16 protein-coding genes are annotated in these 19,657 nt (G+C 38.4%); 7 read left to right on the top strand and 9 right to left on the bottom strand.

All coding sequences use genetic code 11. The annotated features are described in order from the left end of the window. The first annotated feature begins 1 nt into the window (after position 1). Both CL667_02020 and CL667_02025 read left to right on the top strand, forming a co-directional pair. Complete coding sequence (locus CL667_02020; protein ID MAL16462.1) at positions 2-934, top strand: homoserine kinase; 933 nt, start codon at positions 2-4, stop codon at positions 932-934. Next, positions 931-2,220 (top strand): threonine synthase, encoded by a 1,290-nt coding sequence (locus tag CL667_02025; protein MAL16463.1) that lies wholly within the window; start codon positions 931-933, stop codon positions 2,218-2,220. The genes CL667_02020 and CL667_02025 overlap by 4 nt, the downstream gene beginning before the upstream one ends. 3 nt (positions 2,221-2,223) lie before the next feature. Here CL667_02025 and CL667_02030 read toward each other — a convergent pair whose 3' ends face one another. Together CL667_02030 and CL667_02035 are read right to left on the bottom strand one after the other, a co-directional pair. Further along, a complete protein-coding gene (locus CL667_02030; protein ID MAL16464.1) occupies positions 2,224-2,991 on the bottom strand; it encodes a hypothetical protein in 768 nt (255 codons plus the stop codon). A 50-nt stretch (positions 2,992-3,041) separates the two neighbouring features. After that, on the bottom strand, positions 3,042-3,848 hold the full coding sequence (locus CL667_02035) for a hypothetical protein (GenBank protein ID MAL16465.1): 807 nt from the start codon (positions 3,846-3,848) through the stop codon (positions 3,042-3,044). 180 nt (positions 3,849-4,028) lie between these two features. On the opposite strand from CL667_02035, the gene CL667_02040 reads away from it, so the two are divergent. After that, a complete protein-coding gene (locus CL667_02040; GenBank protein MAL16466.1) occupies positions 4,029-4,811 on the top strand; it encodes a 2-succinyl-6-hydroxy-2,4-cyclohexadiene-1-carboxylate synthase in 783 nt (260 codons plus the stop codon). 11 nt (positions 4,812-4,822) lie between these two features. On the opposite strand, the gene CL667_02045 is transcribed toward CL667_02040, so the two are convergent. The 7 genes from CL667_02045 to CL667_02075 all read right to left on the bottom strand — a co-directional run bounded on the left by CL667_02045 (position 4,823) and on the right by CL667_02075 (position 14,401). Continuing rightward, positions 4,823-6,685: a hypothetical protein gene (locus CL667_02045; protein ID MAL16467.1), complete on the bottom strand. Its 1,863-nt coding sequence runs from the start codon at positions 6,683-6,685 to the stop codon at positions 4,823-4,825. Next, positions 6,682-7,554 (bottom strand): hypothetical protein, encoded by an 873-nt coding sequence (locus tag CL667_02050; protein MAL16468.1) that lies wholly within the window; start codon positions 7,552-7,554, stop codon positions 6,682-6,684. The genes CL667_02045 and CL667_02050 overlap by 4 nt, the downstream gene beginning before the upstream one ends. Before the next feature lie 7 nt (positions 7,555-7,561). Continuing rightward, positions 7,562-9,295 (bottom strand): hypothetical protein, encoded by a 1,734-nt coding sequence (locus CL667_02055; protein MAL16469.1) that lies wholly within the window; start codon positions 9,293-9,295, stop codon positions 7,562-7,564. Positions 9,296-9,306: 11 nt separating this feature from the next. Then, positions 9,307-10,554, bottom strand: a complete 1,248-nt coding sequence (locus CL667_02060) for a twitching motility protein PilT (protein MAL16470.1) — start codon at positions 10,552-10,554, stop codon at positions 9,307-9,309. A 139-nt stretch (positions 10,555-10,693) separates the two neighbouring features. Then, positions 10,694-11,200 (bottom strand): hypothetical protein, encoded by a 507-nt coding sequence (locus CL667_02065; GenBank protein MAL16471.1) that lies wholly within the window; start codon positions 11,198-11,200, stop codon positions 10,694-10,696. Between the two features lie 79 nt (positions 11,201-11,279). Then, positions 11,280-13,055 carry a pilus assembly protein PilB gene (locus tag CL667_02070; GenBank protein MAL16472.1) on the bottom strand — a complete coding sequence of 592 codons (1,776 nt, stop codon included), beginning with the start codon at positions 13,053-13,055 and terminating at the stop codon, positions 11,280-11,282. A gap of 8 nt (positions 13,056-13,063) precedes the next feature. After that, the gene (locus CL667_02075) at positions 13,064-14,401 is read right to left on the bottom strand and encodes a type II secretion system protein (GenBank protein ID MAL16473.1); all 1,338 of its coding nucleotides are present in this window, start codon (positions 14,399-14,401) and stop codon (positions 13,064-13,066) included. A 331-nt stretch (positions 14,402-14,732) separates the two neighbouring features. Between CL667_02075 and CL667_02080 the strand changes: the two genes are divergently transcribed. From CL667_02080 to CL667_02095, 4 genes are all read left to right on the top strand, one after another. Next, complete coding sequence (locus CL667_02080; protein ID MAL16474.1) at positions 14,733-15,962, top strand: MFS transporter; 1,230 nt, start codon at positions 14,733-14,735, stop codon at positions 15,960-15,962. A 123-nt stretch (positions 15,963-16,085) separates the two neighbouring features. Next, a complete protein-coding gene (locus CL667_02085; protein MAL16475.1) occupies positions 16,086-17,543 on the top strand; it encodes a hypothetical protein in 1,458 nt (485 codons plus the stop codon). A 133-nt stretch (positions 17,544-17,676) separates the two neighbouring features. Next, complete coding sequence (locus CL667_02090; protein MAL16476.1) at positions 17,677-18,237, top strand: hypothetical protein; 561 nt, start codon at positions 17,677-17,679, stop codon at positions 18,235-18,237. A 3-nt stretch (positions 18,238-18,240) separates the two neighbouring features. Next, positions 18,241-19,656: an MATE family efflux transporter gene (locus CL667_02095; GenBank protein MAL16477.1), complete on the top strand. Its 1,416-nt coding sequence runs from the start codon at positions 18,241-18,243 to the stop codon at positions 19,654-19,656. Position 19,657 lies beyond the last annotated feature (1 nt).

The following is a 19,657-nucleotide window of genomic DNA, read 5'->3' on the forward strand; positions in this document are numbered from 1 at the left end:
TATGGAATCAATAAAAGTATTTGCTCCTGCAACTGTTGCCAACGTAGCGTGTGGATTTGACGTAATGGGTTTTGCTCTCCGCGATATTGGAGACGAGCTCATTATTCGTAAAACCAAAGAACCCGGACTAGTGATTTCAGCTATTCATGGTTCTGAAACCCTCTCAAAAAACCCAAAAGAAAATGTCCTTACTGTAGCCGCACAGGCTTTAATAGAACATTTAGATTCAAAACCAGACTTCGGGTTTGAGTTTGAGTTGACCAAAAAAGTTAAGCCCGGAAGTGGATTGGGATCAAGTGCATCAAGTTCAGCAGCAGCGGTATTTGGGCTTAATGAATTACTTGGCAATCCTTTTGAAAGTAAAGAACTTGTACCCTTTGCAATGGAAGGTGAACGAATTGCCTCCGGCATTCCTCACGCTGATAACGTAGCTCCTTCCCTTCTGGGTGGATTTATTTTGATCAGGAGTTATGAACCGTTGGATGTTGTCACTCTAGATTATCCGGGCAATTTGTACGCCACAGTAGTTCACCCGCAAATTGAAATTAAAACTGCGGACGCAAAGAAAATGCTCCGTAAACAGATTGAGCTCAAAGATGCTATCACGCAATGGGGAAATATTGGAGGCTTGGTTAGCGGCTTGGCCAAAGCAGACTATGAACTCATAGGGCGCTCTTTACAGGATGTAATCGCAGAACCCATTCGTGGAATGTTAATACCCTCTTTTCAAAAAGCAAAAGAGTCGGCTTTAAGAACGGGAGCTTTGGGCTGCAGTATATCGGGTTCAGGTCCATCAATTTTTGCTTTGTGCAGAGGTGAAGAGAATGCTCAGAAAGTAGCACAATCATATGAGGAACTTTACAAAAGCATAGGGCTCGAAAGTTTCGTACACGTTTCCGGAATAAATACTAAAGGTGCTGAGGTTCTGAGATGAAGTATTACAGCACCAATAGAAAATCACCCCTCGCTAATTTTCAAGAAGCCATTTTCAAAGGATTACCTGATGATAATGGGCTTTATATGCCTGAGAAGATCTCAGCTCTACCCTCTTCATTTTTCAAGAATTTAGAAAACCATACGTTATCGGAAATTGGTTTTAAAGTACTGAAACAGTTTGTTAGTGATGAAATTCCTAAAGATGTCCTATCCAATATTGTAGAAGAAACTCTGAACTTTGATATTCCTTTGATTGAAGTCTCTGAGAACCTTTACTCGCTTGAGCTATACCACGGACCTACTTTTGCTTTTAAGGATGTAGGAGCACGATTCCTGGCTCGCAGCCTAAGTCATTTCACCAAAGAGACTGATCAAAAGCTGACAGTTTTGGTAGCTACCTCCGGCGATACAGGAAGTGCTGTTGCTCAGGGATTCTACGAAGTCCCTAATATCGAAGTCATTATCTTATATCCTTCGGGGAAAATCAGTGATTTCCAGGAACAGCAAATGACAACTTTAGGCAAGAATATTACTGCGCTTGAAGTAGATGGTTCTTTTGATGACTGCCAAAAGATGGTAAAACAAGCTTTTCTTGATGAGGAGCTTACAGAAAAGGCGAACCTGACTTCAGCCAACTCCATCAACATTGCACGGTTACTGCCACAGAGTATTTATTACTTCTATAGTCTTGGTCAACTTCCCCAAGAAAAAAGGAATGAAGTAGTCATTTCAGTTCCTAGCGGAAACTACGGTAATTTATCTGCCGGACTTATCGCTCAAAGAATGGGTCTGAAAATTAATCATTTTCTGGCCTGCTCTAATATAAATGACACCGTACCGGAGTATCTGAAAACCTCAAAGTATTCTGCTAAAACAAGTACTGAGACCATTTCTAACGCCATGGATGTTGGCGATCCAAGTAATTTTGCACGTATGCTGGATTTATTTTCAGGCTCTCATAAGCAAATGACTGAATCAATAACAGGCTATTCTTTTACTGACGATGAAACCAGAAAAGCTATCAAATCAGTATATGAAAAATCAGGTTACATCTTAGATCCGCACGGAGCAGTTGGTTTCCTGGGATTGCAGAAATACCTAGATAAAAATAGTGGAACAGGTATTTTCCTGGAAACAGCTCATCCTTATAAATTCAAGGAAACAGTTGAGAATGAAATCGATGAACCGTTAACCCCAGTTTTAGAATTTAAGAGTAAAGAAAAGAAGTCGATCGCATTTGGTAATGATTTTGAGGAATTAAAAGAACGGCTAATGAGTACTTAAAACTCAGATCTTAAACTTGGTTTTCATAATAGGAATGAGATAGCGCAAGAATACGATCAAAAAGACAAACACCCCTAAAATTATCCAAAGCGCATAATCCTCATAGCTTTCATAAAACATGAGCAGTTCACTTCCGGCGAATACCGAGAACCAAACAAAGGTGGGCGTCCATAACAATGCAGTGAGCCCAAAGTATATCAAAAACTTCCAGAAGCTAGTCTTTAAAATCCCTGCACTCATATAAACAGGAAATCTGCTTCCTGGAATAAATCGGCTTAGTACAAGTATTACGGGTCCCTTCTTCTCAAACCAAGCTTCAGCACTGTACACATTTTCTTTTTTCACTAACCATTTGAAAGGTGGAATTGTAAATATAGAATTACCGAGTAATCGCCCAGCGAAATAAAGAGAGAAGTCACCCATAAATATTCCAGCAACGGCGGCAATAGCTGCAGGCCAGAAAGCGATTAAACCATTAGCGACCATCAATCCTGCAGCGATACATGCTAAATCCTCACTTAGTAAAGTAGAAAGTATGATCAGCAACATATAGACAACTAAAAGTTCATTTCCGGAGCGTTTTTCAACTCTGTTAAGATATGGAACCAGCTTTTCCAGACTGTCTTTACTAATCTGATTTGAATCGGGGACTTGCGGTTCAAACAAAGAATTCGATAAAGTATCTTGGGATACTATTGAATAACTAAATTTGTCAATGCCTTCTTTAGCAGGAGTTTCAGGAACAGCCTTAAATACCAACAGAGGCAGCAATAATAGCAGTAAAGGCTTTAACAGATTCACACACTAGCAATTAAATATTTTCAGGAAAGTACTGATACAAATTCAGAATGTTTGCTAAGAAAACGTTCTTCCGAAATAACTTCATCAAACTCAGATTCAAGTGCTTTGTTAAGTTTCATAGCTAACGATTTACGGTCACTATCTAAAATAGTTTGAGTCCCAAAATTTATTGTAGCGGTGCATTTTTTTAGTTTGAGAAAATTTAGAAAATGAGTAGAAAAGGGTGTTTCATCCCACCAGCAAATAGACTGATAAGCAGGTACAGCTCCTTCTCCAGTTTCATAAGAAATAGCAGCATATGAGACAGGCATATTTTGAGATGCCGGATATTCCAGTAGTGAACTTCGAAAAGGCAGGATATCGAAACCCGGACTGGTCGTCCCTTCAGGAAAAAGTATAATACCCTGATTGTTGTTGATATTTTTTGAAATAAGCTTATTCACTCGTGTTACATCTCTTTTTCGTTCTCGATCAATAAAAAGAATTCCACTGGTTCGGATAATGAATCCGAATAAAGGCCACGATTTAACATCGCTTTTGGCAACAAACAGGCATCTAAGCTGAGAAAACAGAACAAACACATCGATATAGCTCAGGTGATTTGAAACCAATAAAAATGGCGGTTCAGGGGCTGGATTTTTTATTTTCAGCTCCATTCCAAATATTCTGCAGCAAGTCTTACCCCACGTCCTAAGTAAATAGCCTCTGAGTTTTTCATAATTCACCCCAAGAAATGAAAATATAAGGCAGAGCATTATCAGCGAATAAAAAAATAGGGTTGCGATGATAAAGCCGGCTAGTTTTATGAAAACACGTATTAATTCCATGGGCAGAAATTAACAATTTCTATCTGAAAAAAAGGTTTTCTTTAACCCTTATTTTCTTATTCCCTAAACTAAATGAAAAGAGAAATAGTTTTGAAATTGTATATGCACTGGTTCTAGTATATTTTGTTTAATCACCTATTAGCATATTTACTAAGTTGATAATTATTTGTACCCTTATTTATGCTTTATTACAAGGAATATAAATCTTCAGAAAAGAGAGATTGGGTCGTGTTTATTCATGGCGCAGGTGGAAGCTCATCTATTTGGTTTAACCAACTTCGGGATTTCAAGAAGCATTTCAATGTTTTAATGGTCGATCTGCGAGGTCATGGTAAATCTAAAGACTTACTTCAGAAATACTATGAAGAAAACTATTCTTTTGAATTTATCAGCAAAGATATCATCGAGGTTTTGGATCATCTGAAAATTCAAAAAGCACATTTTATAGGTGTGTCTTTAGGAACCATAATTATTCGGACTATCGCTGAAATTGCACCTGACCGGGTTAAATCCTCAATCTTATGTGGAGCTATTACCCGACTTAATGTACGTTCGAGAATTTTAGTATTTATGGGACACATGTTCAAAAGATTTATTCCTTACATGTGGCTTTATCGTCTTTTTGCCTGGATCATTATGCCGCGGAAGAGACATGCTAAATCCCGAAATTTATTTATCAGAGAAGCTAAGAAACTCTATCAAAAAGAGTTTTTAAGGTGGTTTAAGCTTACCAATGAGGTAAACCCTCTATTGCGTTACTTCAAAGAAAAGGAAGTGCAGTCTCCGATGCTCTATGTGATGGGAAGTGAAGACCATATGTTTCTCCCTCCAGTTAAACAGATCGTGAACAAACACAATAACTCTACACTCAAAGTGATCGAGAATTGTGGGCATGTATGTAATGTGGAGCGCCCCGGTGCTTTTAACCGGGTATCAATTGAGTATCTAAAATCCCACTCTTAGAAACGAGGTAGTTATTCCTCCTCATCTCCGTTTCTCATTGTAAATAGCCAGGCTTCGTTGTTAATTGAACCGCGAATTTCTCTTGTCCTATCTACTGCAGCTTGGAAATCAGAAAAACCTTCGTAAGCTACATAATTGAATCTGGTTTCTGGGTGAAACAAGATCTGGGTATTGTACCCTTCCTCATTAAGTGATGTTTTAAAATTCTCTGCATTTCTGGGCACAAGGAAAGATCCTCCAATAACAAAATATTTCATCTCAGATGTTTCCTCAGTCATTGTCTCAACATTTTGCTCATTCTGTTGATACTCAAGGTATTCATCAAGGTTGAAAGCTTTTGGAACCACAACCATGAGTTCAGGACGATCAACAGGCATGCTAAGATCTTCAGCTACTTCTTTTTGATCCTCAGTTAGCTCAGGTTCTCTTTCAATATATACCGTATCAGGTCTCATCTCCTGATTGTTAGTTGCTAAAGTATCAGATTCTTCTTCTATAGGCATTTCTTCCTCTTCAATATCATCAACCAATGGCTCAGTAAACTCTTCCATCTCAAATACGCGATCTAAGTTTGTCCTCATATTATCACGGGTGCCATTCAGTACTTCTCTTTGTGTAAGCTTGCGTTGAGAAAGACGTTCTGATACAGGTTGAATCAATTCTGCCTGTAAAATAATGATCAATTCACTTTCAGAATAATCATTAGAATTATATCCGAATAAATACCTGAGACCAAAGAACCATCCTGGGAGATCTTTAAGGATCGGTACTCCTCTTCTCACAGCTGATTCTTCTGTTCTGTAAAGGCCGGCGACATAAGTTGCTTCACCATCCAATAGTATGGCAGAGGTCGTTGCTTCCTGTTTGTTTACAATAGTACTTACAACATCAGGCTGAACAGTAGAACGTTCAACTTCTAAGTTTAGATAGATAAAAGATGTATCCCCATAAGTGATTATTTCCGGAGTCACATTCAGTATGGTACCTGTACTTATGAAGTTATCAGTTACGTTACCTGCGATGTCTCTCTGCTTGATTGAGAAATCTTGACCGACCTGGATATTACCTTCTTCTCCATCAACAACTTTAATAGATGGGGTAGCTAAAACTTTACCAAGGTTATCAGCTTCAAATGCACTAAACAAAGCTTGAACGCTTATGCCAGGTCCAAATTCACCAAAATTAACCAGTGCGTTAAAAGCATTTTGTGATACACTTGCTGCATTATAGGAGTTGACCGATACAAATTGATCATTAAAGTTGTTTGCCGGTAATGATTCACTTCCTTCAGATCCAACAAAATCTGAAAGCGAAGCAGGTACATCACTTGTTAATGTTGACCAATCAATACCAATTTCCTGAAGTGCTCTTTTGTTTCCCTCAAAGAAGGTTGCGTTAATTCTAATTTCACGCGTTTGAGTAGTAGCTGCTTGTTCTTGACCACCACCTCCGGTACTGGTGTTTCCACCACTTTGGGTACTAGCTACAGTTCTATTGGTTTCTGGAGCGGCGACAGTAATCTCATAAAAGTCATCATTCTCGGTCACTTCAAGATCATTAAATCTCATGATGTACTGAAGAGCATCTTTCCAGTGCATAGCCGGCAGATTAACACCTATTGTACCGCTATAGCCGGAATTATCGACGATAAATTTGTTTTCATACTCTTGTGCGAAGGTATTTATGATCTCAATAGCTTCATTATAAGTTGTACTCTTATTAAAAGTAACAATCTCATCGGGGTTGGTGTATTCCCTAAAAGGGTCCACAACCTGTTGCGCATTTACCTGACCTGGTGTTATTGTGCTTACCAAGCCAAAAAGTAAAAGGGATAATAAACCTATTTTAAATAATTTTTCTTTCATGGGTTTCATCGCTCTATCTCCAAGGTAACCAATTCGGTGATGCCACCTTTGTTTAGATTAAAAGTAGCGGATTTACTATTGAGGTCTATAGATTCTAATTTTCCGAGATAAACATTATCTCCTTTTCTGAGTGAATTCACATTCCCACCCTGATCAACTATAAATATTCTTGATCCTGTTAATCCGATAAGCCTGCTTTGTTCAATATTGACCAGATTATCTTCATTAGGCTCTATAACGGTACGTATTAAAGGAAAAAAGGGATTATAAGTTGACACATTTTCATCCAAAACAAGCTGATCTGTACGCTGAAGACCTTCCTGTATCGATATTCGCTCGTAATAGCTTTCCAATGTGAAACCAAAGGTTATATCTCTTAACTCTTCAACTGCGCTTCCTCCCGGAGGAGTCAAAGAAAGACCCGTCACTTTGTTAAGCAACTGACTATTCTCAATCTTATTTATGAAATTAACAACATTCTCGTAGTTACCATATCCGTTAATATCAGCTCTTAAAATACCATATTGATCCTGTCGGGTAGAGTCCATAAATACAAAATCAAAATACACTTTCGAAGAGGTACTGCTATTACTTATATAGTTTAGATAGTCATAAACATCATCTGGATCTGGTGACTTAAACAGTGACTTATCGGCATTATCTACTATTACAAGAGCCCGCTGATAGGTCTGATTTAGTTCAGGAAATGCATCGCTGGTAGCTTTTTTACTGTTGAAATCTTTTTGCTTTTCCGTAATTGCTGTCTGCAAATCTTCAAGTTCAGATAATTGAAAAAACTTAACATAGGTGAAAGCGGCACCTACAAAGAGTGTTAATGTTACTAAAAGAATGATTGTATTTCTGACCGCGTACGACAATGTTCTCCTATTGCTGTATTAAATCTTCAATTCCCTGAACACTTTCAGGTGTATATATATTTTCATCTTCAAAAAAGTCTCTAATAATATACCTGAAGTCATATACTTCTTGATCTCTAATTATATCCTCAGTTACATTTAGGAGTGTAGCATTCTCAAATAAATCAGCTATTTGAGGAATCCTGCTTTTATATATAGCATATCCACTTATCTCAATATCACCTTCTCCAACCTGATTCATAGAGGTAAGCCAAACTGAATTTACATCATCAAATCCGCTGTTAAGAAGGCCTAAGTTTTTTGACCACCTCAACGTCCCTTGGTTGAGCTCGCTGAGCAAAGATAATTTTGACTGAATTTGTTCAAGTTCGGCACTAATCTGGTTGTACCTTTGAACCGTTGGTTCCAATGAGCGAATTTGTGAGTCAAGAGTATTCACTTCATTCTCTAATCGGTCAATATCCGTAGCGTACTGAGTATAGAAATGGTTTGAAATAATGGGGGTCAGCAAAATCAGAAGTAATAATAAAAAACCATGCCACTGCAGTTTAAAAATCTTTTGGCGGTCTATTACATAATTAGGAAGAAATGAAATATTCGGAAATACTTCTTTTCTAAACCCTGAAGCTGACCAGGCTGCCCCTATAGCAGTAGTAAATGATGGAATTGAGTCTGGCTTAATCTCACCGGTATCGAGGAAATCATCGGAATAACTAAACTCGGCTACATCCACATCCTGAAATCTCTCCTCAAAAAATTCTACGGCCGCATCTCCTAAAGAATTATTACAAATGATCAAGCGATCAAGATTAGGCACTTCACCTGTATCAAGCTGGAAAAGAATTTTACTGAAAATAGTATTTAGGAATTTTGGGTTTTTAATCCCTTCAGTAATGATTGGTGAAACAATCCAAAGCTGACTTCCTTTTAGAAATAGAATCCGGCTTGTTTTCTCACCAAACTGTACAACTCCGGTAATGCTGTTAGCCTCTAACTCATAATTAGCGCGAATTAGGGAAAGTAAAATTATTTCATCCGGGAGAATTTCTTGAATGAATAATTTCCCCCTGTAAATATCCCGGCTCCGATCTAAAAGTTTCAACAAATCGGGTTCATCATCAATGGATGTTAATAGTAACGCTCCATCATCGCGAACTGAGTATGAATAGTAATCTTCCGCTTTTGAGACCCCGTGTAAAGCTTCGAGACGATCGTCAACTATTACCTGAAGATCTTTCTTCTTTGTTTCAGAGAAGTCAACGTCTTTTAAAATCTGGAATATTGTCTGTCCCGCAGGAATACTAATCCCTACATCAGCTCTTTTGCTATCTACCTGGGTTAGTAGATTATAAATTAGAAGTTCATTAGAAGCAGCAGCTTCAGTTTCGTCGATCATGTCAGTATCAACGATTTCTTCAGAACTCTCAAGATCATCAAAATCTAAATCATCAAGATCATCTTCAAAATTCTCAAGATCCAGTTCAACCTCTTCTTCCTCCTCATCCCCTTCATCTAGACCGAAAATAGCATCTTCATCGTCCAGGCTGTCATCTAAAGTATCAAATACGTCGCCAACTTCTTCTTCCTTAGGAGTGTTCTTAGTCTTCTTTTTGAGACTTTCGACCAGACGTACTTTATCCAGACTCAATAAAGTCACCTTTTTGCCAGAAACTTCAATCCTGGCAACCTTTAGGTAATCCTCATCAACAACTATGCCTGTAAAAGTTTTATTTCCAACCATATAAATAGAAACTAGTAATTAATTTCGCTTAGTAGTTGAACCATTTTGGTTTTGTTATTAGCGTGATTCAATGCATTCTCTTTAGATATAACGCCATCAGTATATAGCCTCTTTAAATCCTGCTCCATGGTATTCATACCTTTCTCGCTTCCTTCCATCAACATCTGGTATATCTCACCAACGTTGTTGTTTCTGATGGCAGCTTTAACAGAGGCATTAACCAATAAAACTTCTTTGGCCATCACACGGCGGCCATCAAGGCTGGGGACTAGTTTCTGACTAATTACACAAGTCAATACATCTGCGAGTCGTGTTCTGACTCGGTTCTGCTCCTCAGTTGGAACTTCACCCAATATACGTTCAATACTCTCCATTGCAGAGGAAGTGTGAAGAGTTCCAAATGTTTTATGTCCTGAATCGGTAATTTCCAAAGCAGTTAAAATCGTTTCAGGATCACGAAGCTCACCAATAACAATAATATCCGGATCCTGACGAAGAGCCTGAACAGCACCCTCTTTAAATGACTCAACATCTCGTCCAACTTCCCTATGACGAACTACCGATTTAATGGGTGTATGAATAAGTTCAACTGGCGATGCAATAATAACTATATGAGAATCAACCGTTCTGTTGTTGGCATCAATGATTGTATCAAGAGTAGATGATTTACCAGAACCCGTAATTCCAGTAATGAGAGTTAGTCCATACTTATAGTATTTAAGACTCAATGCTTTGGCAACTTCAGTATGGGCTCCTAATTTTTTAAAAGGACGGATCGTATTATCAATCTTACGCATGTTTAGTGCTAAATGCTCAAGATCAAAATACATATCAGCTCTAAATCGCTGCGATTCTCCATTGCCTAAAGATATTGAATAGGAGAAATCAAGGTTTTTGTCTTTTACCAGTCTCTTTCTTTGTGTGGGGAGAATGGCATTATGAAGCAGCACATTTGTTTCGTCCAGCGTTAAGTTCTCTGGTTCCCGGGCAGGTTTTTTATCTCCAAAGATTCGATACCAGATTCTTCCATCACATCCAGGTCCTCCGAGGTCAATATCAGAAGCTTCATTCTTCTCCATCCTTTTGAGATAAGAATCCAATATTTCAGAAAGTCCTTTTCTGTGTTCCTCTTTGAGGCTTTCAACTACTTCACCGATGTGGATATGGCGATCAATACCTCGAGAAGTACTTGGGATTTTATCTATTACTGGCTTTACCAGTTTAGATAATTTATTCAAATTTGTTGTTGCCGCCTCCATATAAAGCCAAATAAGATTGTGATGACAAATATCAGGATAACCCAGACACATCTTTGTTACGAAAAAATTAAAATAAATTAATCTCTAGCCTAAATCAGGATGAAATTAACCTTCAAATAATTTTATATCCGTATGGGTTTTACCAGTTTGTATCGTTTAATAACCGTTTTTTAAGATTTAGTAACTGAACATTCATGTTACTGATTTTACGCTGCTGTATTTCGATGATATTCTTTGTAAATATATTGAACAACTTTTCAGGTTTTTTCCTGAAAAAATTCAAGGCTTCGTACCGTTCGTACCTTAAAAGCACACAATCGCCTTCTGATGTGACTTTTGCCATTCTGTTATTCTTACTAAAGAGAAATGTTTCCCCTAAAAAATTCCCTTCACCTAAGGTGGCCAACTGTATGTTATCCTTCCATATACATACTTTGCCTTCTGCAACAAGATATGCAGAGTTAACATATTCAGACTCGTTTAGGACAATTTCATCTGAAAGAAATCTTTCTTCTTTTCCTAACTGCAAAAACTCTAAGACATCCTCATAGTGAAAGTTTTTTAAAAGTAACGGTGGTTCTTTTAAAAACTTTTTTATGTAATCAGTCATTAGTTCATCGCCGGAATTTGACATCTCGGTACTCATACTAAACCCCTGTAATGGTTGATGCTGGCAGTACTTGCAATATGCATTAAGTTAATATTTAATTTCAAGTTTTCCGCTTTTAATCTTCAATGGTTGCTGCAACGATTTCTTCGATAGTAGAAACACCCTCTTTTATGCGTTCCCTGCCAGACCCACGCAATGTAAGCATACCTTGCGACATTGCTAAGTCTTTAATGGCTCCTTCATCAATATCGCCACCAGCGTCTAAAATCATCTGTTTAATTTCTTTGGAAAAATAAAGTGCTTCGTGGATACCGGCTCGTCCTTTAAAACCAGTTTGGTTACATTTTTCACAACCAACTGCTTTATAAAAGGTAGATTCTTCTATTTCTTTGTCGGTAAACCCAATCCCTTTTGCTGATTCTGGATGAGGTGTATACACCTCCTTACAATTACTGCACAACCTTCTAATAAGACGCTGAGCAACAACTAAGTTCACAGCATTGGCAATAAGAAACGGCTCCACTCCCATTTTGAACAAACGGGAAATAGCACTTGGCGCGTCATTAGTGTGAAGTGTGGAAAAAGTTAAGTGACCGGTATTTGCCAATTTAATCGCAATTTCAGCAGTCTTTAAATCCCTCATCTCACCTACCAAAACAATATCAGGGTCATGACGCAAAATCCCCCTAATAGATTGGTCAAAACTCATATGATTACTGATTTTTAACTGTCTTGCCCCTTCAATAATGTATTCCACCGGTTCCTCAACCGTTAGCACGTTTTTTGTAGGATCAATAACATAGTATAAAGCAGCAACCAAGGTAGTCGATTTACCACTACCTGTAGGACCCGTAATAATTACGATTCCGGAAGGCTTTTGGATTGATTTGACAAAATTTTCTTTAGCTTGTTTTTGAAGCCCTAGTTTATCAAGGTCTCTAATAACATTACGATCATCCAGAACCCGGATTACGATAGACTCGAACTTCCGGTCGTATTGCTTACCTACAATTGGCATAATAGAAACACGATACCGGATACCTATCCCATCAATTTGTCGCTGAATAAAACCATCCTGTGAGGCATCTCTTTCAAAACGATCAACATTTCTGGTCTTATCCTTTATAACAGCAGAAATAGCCTCAGGCTTAACATTCTTTTGTTGATACCATAATGCAAGCTTACCATCAACCCTAAATCTGATGTCTGTGGTTGTAGGTGAACTTGGTACAATATGCATATCACTTACGCCCTGCCGAACAGATTCAACCAACATACCCTCAACCAAAGAGTTGAGCATACTTTGATTAATTTCAGCATCAATCTCTTCCTCATCAATCTCTTCCTGACCTTTTTCTAAATCAGGTTCTTCATAATCTATTTCTTCGAGCAGATCCAGAAACTCATTTTTCTGTTCATAAACACTAGACAAAATGGTTTCAATTGTCTCGTACTGGCAATAAACCAATTCGGTCTGCTTAAAATTAATCTTGTTCAGAATACTTTGAATATTCGGATCAGAGGGATCAGCCGCAGCAATAGTTATAGAACTTTTACTCTTCTGGTATGGAAGTGCTTTGTGATGAACCAGTTCATCAACAATTTCTTTGGGGAGTTCTTCTACATTCTCTTTAATGTGTTCCAATACTTCTTCAGGAATCTCCTCTATATCTCTCAAAACCTCCCTAAAGGCATAGATGTTAGCAATTTCCTTCATGATCAGGTGCCGGTTCAGCCCCAAATCCTGAGATAATATTTGCCCGAGTCGCCGATTACTTTCCTTCGGTTCTTCAGAGAGAATGGACAATCCTTTCTGTAACTGCTCTTCAGTGACTATCCCTTTGTTTACAAGGATATCACCAATATGTCTTCGGATATTAATTTTTCCCATTTAACCTTTTAAACACCTTTGTTCGGCTGAATTACTGCAGACTCAGAAGAAACAACAGTTATCGCAATCAATGCAACCATTATAAACATATTTATGAATAAATTGATCACATCAATAACAGACTGCATTTTATATGTAGTCTGAATTTCATAATACTCAGCAAGCTGTTTAGCGTTCTCACGTAAAGCTCCAGATTCGGCACCTAACCTAAATCTACTAATAGCAGTTATTGTAAACACCCCGGTTGCTTCCATAGATTCTATTAAACCCGCACCATCTTTCAACATCTTCCGGATAGCAACTTCTTTAATCTGCTTTTCCATATACTTATTTCGGCAAGCTTCTGCTGCCACTTTAATCACTTCGATATTTTGGCCAGAGCCACTGTATAGTGTAAAGAATACCCTAGCAAAAATTTCAATACTGGTTTTGTGTAAAAGGTCTCCGATTACCGGAATATGAATTATGTATTTATCCTTCATTAACTGCCCCTGAGGGGTTTTTATATACCAGATAAAGGTAACTATCGGAATAATAAACGAGAGCAGTATCATAATCCAATTATCTCTAAGCCAATAACTTAAATCAAGTGTTGCGGCTGTCATTGGAGGAAGAGTAATGTCCATTTCCAGGAATAGTTCAGCTGTAGCGGGGAAAATATACCCTACGTAGAATAAAACAACACCGATAACGGCAAGAACAGTAACTGCCGGCATCATTAAGGCTCGTCGCATATTCTTTTTAAATTCAGCATCACGCTCCATGAACTTGGCAGTACTTTCAAAAACCAGTGCCATGTTACCCGATGTTGAAGCCACACTAAGCATGTATGCGGCAAACTTACCAAATACATCTTCATGCTTGCCATACACTTCCGAACCTTCCTTACCATCCTTAAGGTCTTTCTGAATGGTTTTAATTACCTCTTTCATTCGTTTATTCTGCGTGTCTTCGTAAAGAAGATTCAGAATTTCATCATAGGGAAGCTGTTGGTTGAGTAAGTCAGCAGAAAGGCGAATAAATGTAACTACCTCTTGTTGCGGTACACTGCCCTTAAAATCAAAGAGCTTCTTATTTATGCTTTTAACCGTGTACCCGAGCTTTACTAATGCTTTTTCAAGTTCCTCTTTACTGTAGGCTTCTTGTTCTCCAGTAACTACTGATTTACCAGGCCGCTGAACCTTGTACATGAACATCTTCTTCTCATCAACAGATTTTATTTTTAATCCGTTAGTCTTTGAGAGTCGATCAACTTTGACTTGAGCTTCCTTTTTGTTTTCAGCTTCAAATTCAGTTTGTACAATTTTTCCTTTTTGTGATACCGCTTTTAGCCTGAACTGTGCCATGATCCTATTCTTCTATTTACAGAACTTAAAGTTGGAGCTTGATTATGATAAAACTCATACTTACCAGTAATTGCCCTACTAATGTACGAAACCTAAATTAAATTGGGTTGCCTATAAATGATGATTGGTAATTATTAATGTTACAATAAACTACTTTTTTTTTAGAAATGAGAATAATGCCTGCTAAAATACTTCATCAATTTTCAAGAATATAAAACTACAATAGAACATTTGTTTTAGGTTGATTCCTGAGGGTTTTTTGAAAAAACAGATAATAAAATATTTACTGCTTTTTATAAATAGTGAGTATATCTTGATTTAAAATTATGGAATGACAAAAGAACAAGACGGCAACCCCTATATAATCATCTTTGCTTTATGGCTACTTGTATTTGCAGCAAGTAGTCAGGTCATGATCATCTCTCCTATTCTTCCAAGAATAAGCGAACAGCTTGGAACCCCCTTAGAAATACTTGGTAATCTAGTTACTGTATATGCTGTAATGGTGGGACTATTTGCAATAATTATGGGCCCTCTTTCAGACAAAATTGGTCGCCGCAAAATACTTTTAATCGGTACAGGAGGAATTTCATTTTTCCTTTCCTTGCACGCTTTTGTAGACACATTTGTTGGACTTCTTGTAGTTAGAGCTCTTGCCGGAATGGCTGGCGGTGTTTTGAGTGGAGCAGCTGTTGCCTATGTTGGAGATTATTTCCCTTATGAAAAGCGAGGATGGGCAAATGGATGGATTATGAGCGGTATTGCCATGGGCCAAATTTTAGGAATTCCCATGGGTACTTTATTGGCAGAGTTATTCGGGTTCAGAATTCCTTTTGTTCTATTTGGCGTGATAATGTCCCTCACCTTTGTTCTCATATTGTTTAAAGTACCTCAACCTAACGTAGAGCTTTCTAAAGGTAAAGTTACGTTTAAAGGTTCTTTAGATAAATATTACGAGTTATTAAAACGAGCTGAAGTCAGAGCAGTGGCATTTGCATACGTCGTCATGTTTTTGAGTATTTCAGTATATGTCGTATATCTGCCTACATGGCTTGAGGATACTTTTGGAGTAAGCGGAAAAGCTATTGCTACTCTCTTTTTTGTTGGAGGAATCGCAAATGTAATTACAGGTCCCATAGCCGGTAAAATTTCAGACCGCATCGGCAGAAAGAAAATCATCATCATATCCTGCATTGGGCTTTCCGTTGTTATGGCATTAACTACTTATGTAGTCACTGAGTTTTGGATAGCTTACGTGATCTTTTTCTTAACTATGGTACTCATAGCGATGCGTATAAGTCCATTCCAAGCATTATCAACTCAGCTTATAAAATCTGATAACAGGGGTTCTTTAATGAGCTTGTTAGTTGCTATTGGCCAGGTAGGCTATGGAATCGGTGGTTCAGTTGCAGGCCCTTTTTATGTGGAAAGTGGTTATGCCAGCAATACCTTTATGGGTACCATTATGATATTGATTATGGCTTATGTGGTATGGAAACATGTTCCGGAACCTGACTTAAATACTAAATCTTCAACCGAACCAGAGCCTTCACCAGTATAGCTCTCTAAATATTTGCTAATAGGAACTGTCTATCTATATGCAGTATCTTTTTAGTAATTTCAGACTTGACATGAATTTTATTGTAACTTAGTATCCACTTAGTTCTCTATAAAAAGAAAAACTATGCGAAAAATATCTCTACTTCTGTTTACGGCAATTCTATTAACAATCGGTTGTGTTAACAATGAAGATGAAATTGTTGTGATCCAGGGCGCTGTAACTGATGCTCAGACCGGCAACTCTATCTCGAATGCTACTGTTCAAATCACCAGTCCTCAAGAGTTAAGTAGTCGATTTACGAGATCAGACTCTGTAGGTCAATATTCGTTTGGTAATATTGAGGTTTCAGAATTAACTGATGTTTCTATTTCTGCAGCAGCTACAAATTACTCTTCACAATCAAGAAGTCTTCAAATCGCTTCTGGCGATAACATTACAAATTTCGATTTCGAGTTAGTACCCGATAGTGACGGTGGAGTTGATGACGGAGGCGGAGATGATGGTGGCGGTGGCGTTAGTGGTCCATCAGCCGGAGCTGCTGCTATTATACTTTCAGGGATAACTGAAGAAACTATCAACATCGCTGAGACCGGAGGAATTGTTAATACAAGTTTTACTTTTCAAGTTCAGGACTCTTCTGGAAGAAGCCTTGATTTGAATAATTCTGAGGAAGTAGAATTTTCTATTATTTCAGGACCTGGCGGTGGTGAAGGCATCACTCCTGCAACTGCTACTACAAATGCCAACGGAACAGCTACATCAAACCTATACAGTGGAAATCTTGCAGGGGTAGTTCAAATTCAGGCCGAAATAGTTCGCGAGGATATTGGACTAACTATTCGATCAAGACCTGTTGCCATTACTATACATGGTGGGTTTCCTGACCTTGATCATTTCAGTATTGCTGCAGACAATTACAACTTTGAAGGTTGGTCAATAAATGGGAACCGAAACGCTTTGACCGTTATTTTAGGAGATGAATTTGGGAACCCTGTAAAACCTGGAACGGCTGTTTACTTTACTACCACCGGTGGAATTATTCAGGGTTCAGGACAAGGAAATACGGACAATGACGGACAACTTACTGTAGATTTAATTTCTGGTGATCCCCGCCCTTCTGATGCGGTACCTGGAAGTGGTGGAAGAGATGGCTACGCTACTGTCACAGCAACGACAATTAATGGCAATAATCAGGAAATTGAGAAGGAAGTCATTGTATTATTTACTTCTTCCAACGCTATTATTTCAGCAAGCCCAACCACATTTGACTTAGGTCCTAACGGTGGTGCTTCTTTTTCATACACTGTAACTGACGTTAACGGAAACCCAATGCCAGCTGGCACCGAGTTCAGTATCTCAGGTGGTGAAGGTATTGAAGTCACAGGTGACACTGACTTCACACTAGGAAACCGATTATTCCCTGGTCCCGGAGCTACAGAGTTTTCGTTCTCTATTCGAGATACGGATGATGAATCTAACGATGCAGCTGATTTAACTCTTCAGATCTCAATTACAGCACCATCTGGCGAAGAAACTACTTATTCCGGTATTTCAGGTACTCGTAGAAAAGCTGCAAACTAAATACGATTACCATTCTGATGTTTATAAAGTCTGCTTATACATTTAGGCAGACTTTTTTATTTTCAACCTTTCTTACAATTAATGTAAAGCCTACCTTAAGGCTCATTCAAAAACAAGATTTAGACAGTCAGCAATGAACAAAGACAACACGTTTGAATACAACAGTTTGAACTACAAAGAGTTTATGAAGAAGTTTAGAAACATGGACTCTTCACAACATTCTCTTATTGTATATGCAGGTGCTTTTACTACCAACAGAGAAGCATCCATTGATGAACTCAAGCGTGAAGTAATCGGAGAAGCAGTCGAAATTGATTTAGCTGAAATTGTTACTCCCTATGAAGAAGAAAGCTATAAAAATCTTGATGAGTGCTTTGCTGCTATAAGTGATGATGCCCCTTTGGTTGTTTTTAGAAATGCGGAACAGCTCAATGGAGTATATACCGGTTTTAGTTCATCGATTGTTAAATATGCCTCTCCTCAAGAGAAGTACTTCCTTCGTAATGTAAAGAAGGTTAAAGCACCTGTTGTTATGGAGTTTAAGGATCTAGACCAACTTGACCGTATGGCTCAGCGAACAGCCGACGCAGTAGTTTTGTTTAAATCTCCTTCTTCTTTAATTGAAAAGCTTGCATGGAAAGTTCAGAACCTGCATGTGCATGGTTCCAACTTCCTTTCTTCCCGCCCAAACTGATATATGACTGATAAACATCACCCTCCCTCTTCTTCTACCACTTTATGGGGTGATATTAAGGCATCGTTAGCAGGAACAGAACTCGACTTCACTAAAGGCAGCATAGGCCGTGCGATATTGATTCTATCCATCCCCATGGTATTGGAGATGTTCATGGAATCCATCTTCGCTGTTGTTGATATCTTTTTTGTTTCTAAGCTTGGTGCAGATGCTGTAGCAGCTGTTGGAATAACCGAGTCTGTACTAACCCTCGTTTATGCTGTCGGCATCGGCTTTAGTATGGCTACAACCGCTATCATTTCACGCCGAATTGGCGAAAAGAATAAAGAAGCCGCCTCAAGAGCAGCAGTACAAGCGATTTTCGTATGTATTGTTATTTCTATTCCAATCGCTATCACTGGCATATTCTTCTCTAAAGGCATTCTTGGCCTTATGGGAGCCAACGCCCTTATCATAGAAGAGCTATCGTCCTACACGGCCATTATGCTAGGTGGAAACATCGTTATTATGTTTCTATTTGTAATCAATTCTGTATTTCGAGGAGCCGGAGATGCAGCCATCGCAATGCGTGTTTTATGGATTGCTAATGGAATAAATATTGTGCTGGATCCCATACTGATTTTTGGGTTAGGCCCATTCCCTGAACTAGGAATTGCCGGAGCCGCGATCGCAACTACCATTGGCCGTGGGATTGGGGTTGGTTATCAATTTTACCGACTTGCAGATGATAAAGGTCGAATTAGAATATTGAAAGAGCACCTTGTCATTCAAACCGACATCCTGAAAAAAATGGTGCGTATATCCATTGGAGGAATCAGCCAATTTTTGATTGCCACAGCCAGCTGGATCGCTTTGGTACGCATTATTGCTGAATTTGGAAGCGTTGCACTTGCAGGATATACTATTGCCATCAGAATCTTGATCTTCTCTATTCTTCCATCTTGGGGCATGAGTAATGCAGCTTCAACTCTCGTGGGACAAAATCTTGGAGCCGGGCAACCTGAAAGAGCTGAGAAATCAACCTGGATTTCCGCTCTCATTAATATGGTTTTCCTGGGTTCAGTGGGCGTTGTTTTTATGATTTTCGCAGAAAACCTTGTCCAAATTTTTACAAACGATCCAGCTATTGTAGATATCGGTGCCCGATGCCTAAGAATTATGAGCTACGGATACCTAGCGTATGCTTTTGGAATGGTAATCATTCAAGCTTTTAATGGAGCCGGAGATACCAAAACCCCTACCCTTATTAATTTTATATGTTTTTGGTTGGTTGAAATTCCGCTCGCCTATTTTCTTGCAATAACATTAGAATGGAACGAAGAAGGCGTTTTTTACTCTATAGTAATAGCCGAATCACTTTTGGGTGTAATAGGCTTTATATTGTTCCGACGCGGAAATTGGAAAAAAACTAAAGTATAAA

This window comes from Balneola sp. (assembly GCA_002694685.1).
In the GTDB taxonomy this organism is placed as follows: domain Bacteria; phylum Bacteroidota; class Rhodothermia; order Balneolales; family Balneolaceae; genus Gracilimonas.

Excerpts from the sequence above, each read along its gene's own strand:
- CL667_02020 (MAL16462.1), top strand. The coding sequence starts at position 2 with ATGGAATCAATAAAAGTATTTGCTCCTGCAACTGTTGCCAACGTAGCG.
- CL667_02025 (MAL16463.1), top strand. The coding sequence starts at position 931 with ATGAAGTATTACAGCACCAATAGAAAATCACCCCTCGCTAATTTTCAA.
- CL667_02035 (MAL16465.1), bottom strand. The coding sequence starts at position 3,848 with ATGGAATTAATACGTGTTTTCATAAAACTAGCCGGCTTTATCATCGCA.
- CL667_02040 (MAL16466.1), top strand. The coding sequence starts at position 4,029 with ATGCTTTATTACAAGGAATATAAATCTTCAGAAAAGAGAGATTGGGTC.
- CL667_02045 (MAL16467.1), bottom strand. The coding sequence starts at position 6,685 with ATGAAACCCATGAAAGAAAAATTATTTAAAATAGGTTTATTATCCCTT.
- CL667_02055 (MAL16469.1), bottom strand. The coding sequence starts at position 9,295 with ATGGTTGGAAATAAAACTTTTACAGGCATAGTTGTTGATGAGGATTAC.
- CL667_02060 (MAL16470.1), bottom strand. The coding sequence starts at position 10,554 with ATGGAGGCGGCAACAACAAATTTGAATAAATTATCTAAACTGGTAAAG.
- CL667_02065 (MAL16471.1), bottom strand. The coding sequence starts at position 11,200 with ATGAGTACCGAGATGTCAAATTCCGGCGATGAACTAATGACTGATTAC.
- CL667_02070 (MAL16472.1), bottom strand. The coding sequence starts at position 13,055 with ATGGGAAAAATTAATATCCGAAGACATATTGGTGATATCCTTGTAAAC.
- CL667_02075 (MAL16473.1), bottom strand. The coding sequence starts at position 14,401 with ATGGCACAGTTCAGGCTAAAAGCGGTATCACAAAAAGGAAAAATTGTA.
- CL667_02080 (MAL16474.1), top strand. The coding sequence starts at position 14,733 with ATGACAAAAGAACAAGACGGCAACCCCTATATAATCATCTTTGCTTTA.
- CL667_02085 (MAL16475.1), top strand. The coding sequence starts at position 16,086 with ATGCGAAAAATATCTCTACTTCTGTTTACGGCAATTCTATTAACAATC.
- CL667_02090 (MAL16476.1), top strand. The coding sequence starts at position 17,677 with ATGAACAAAGACAACACGTTTGAATACAACAGTTTGAACTACAAAGAG.
- CL667_02095 (MAL16477.1), top strand. The coding sequence starts at position 18,241 with ATGACTGATAAACATCACCCTCCCTCTTCTTCTACCACTTTATGGGGT.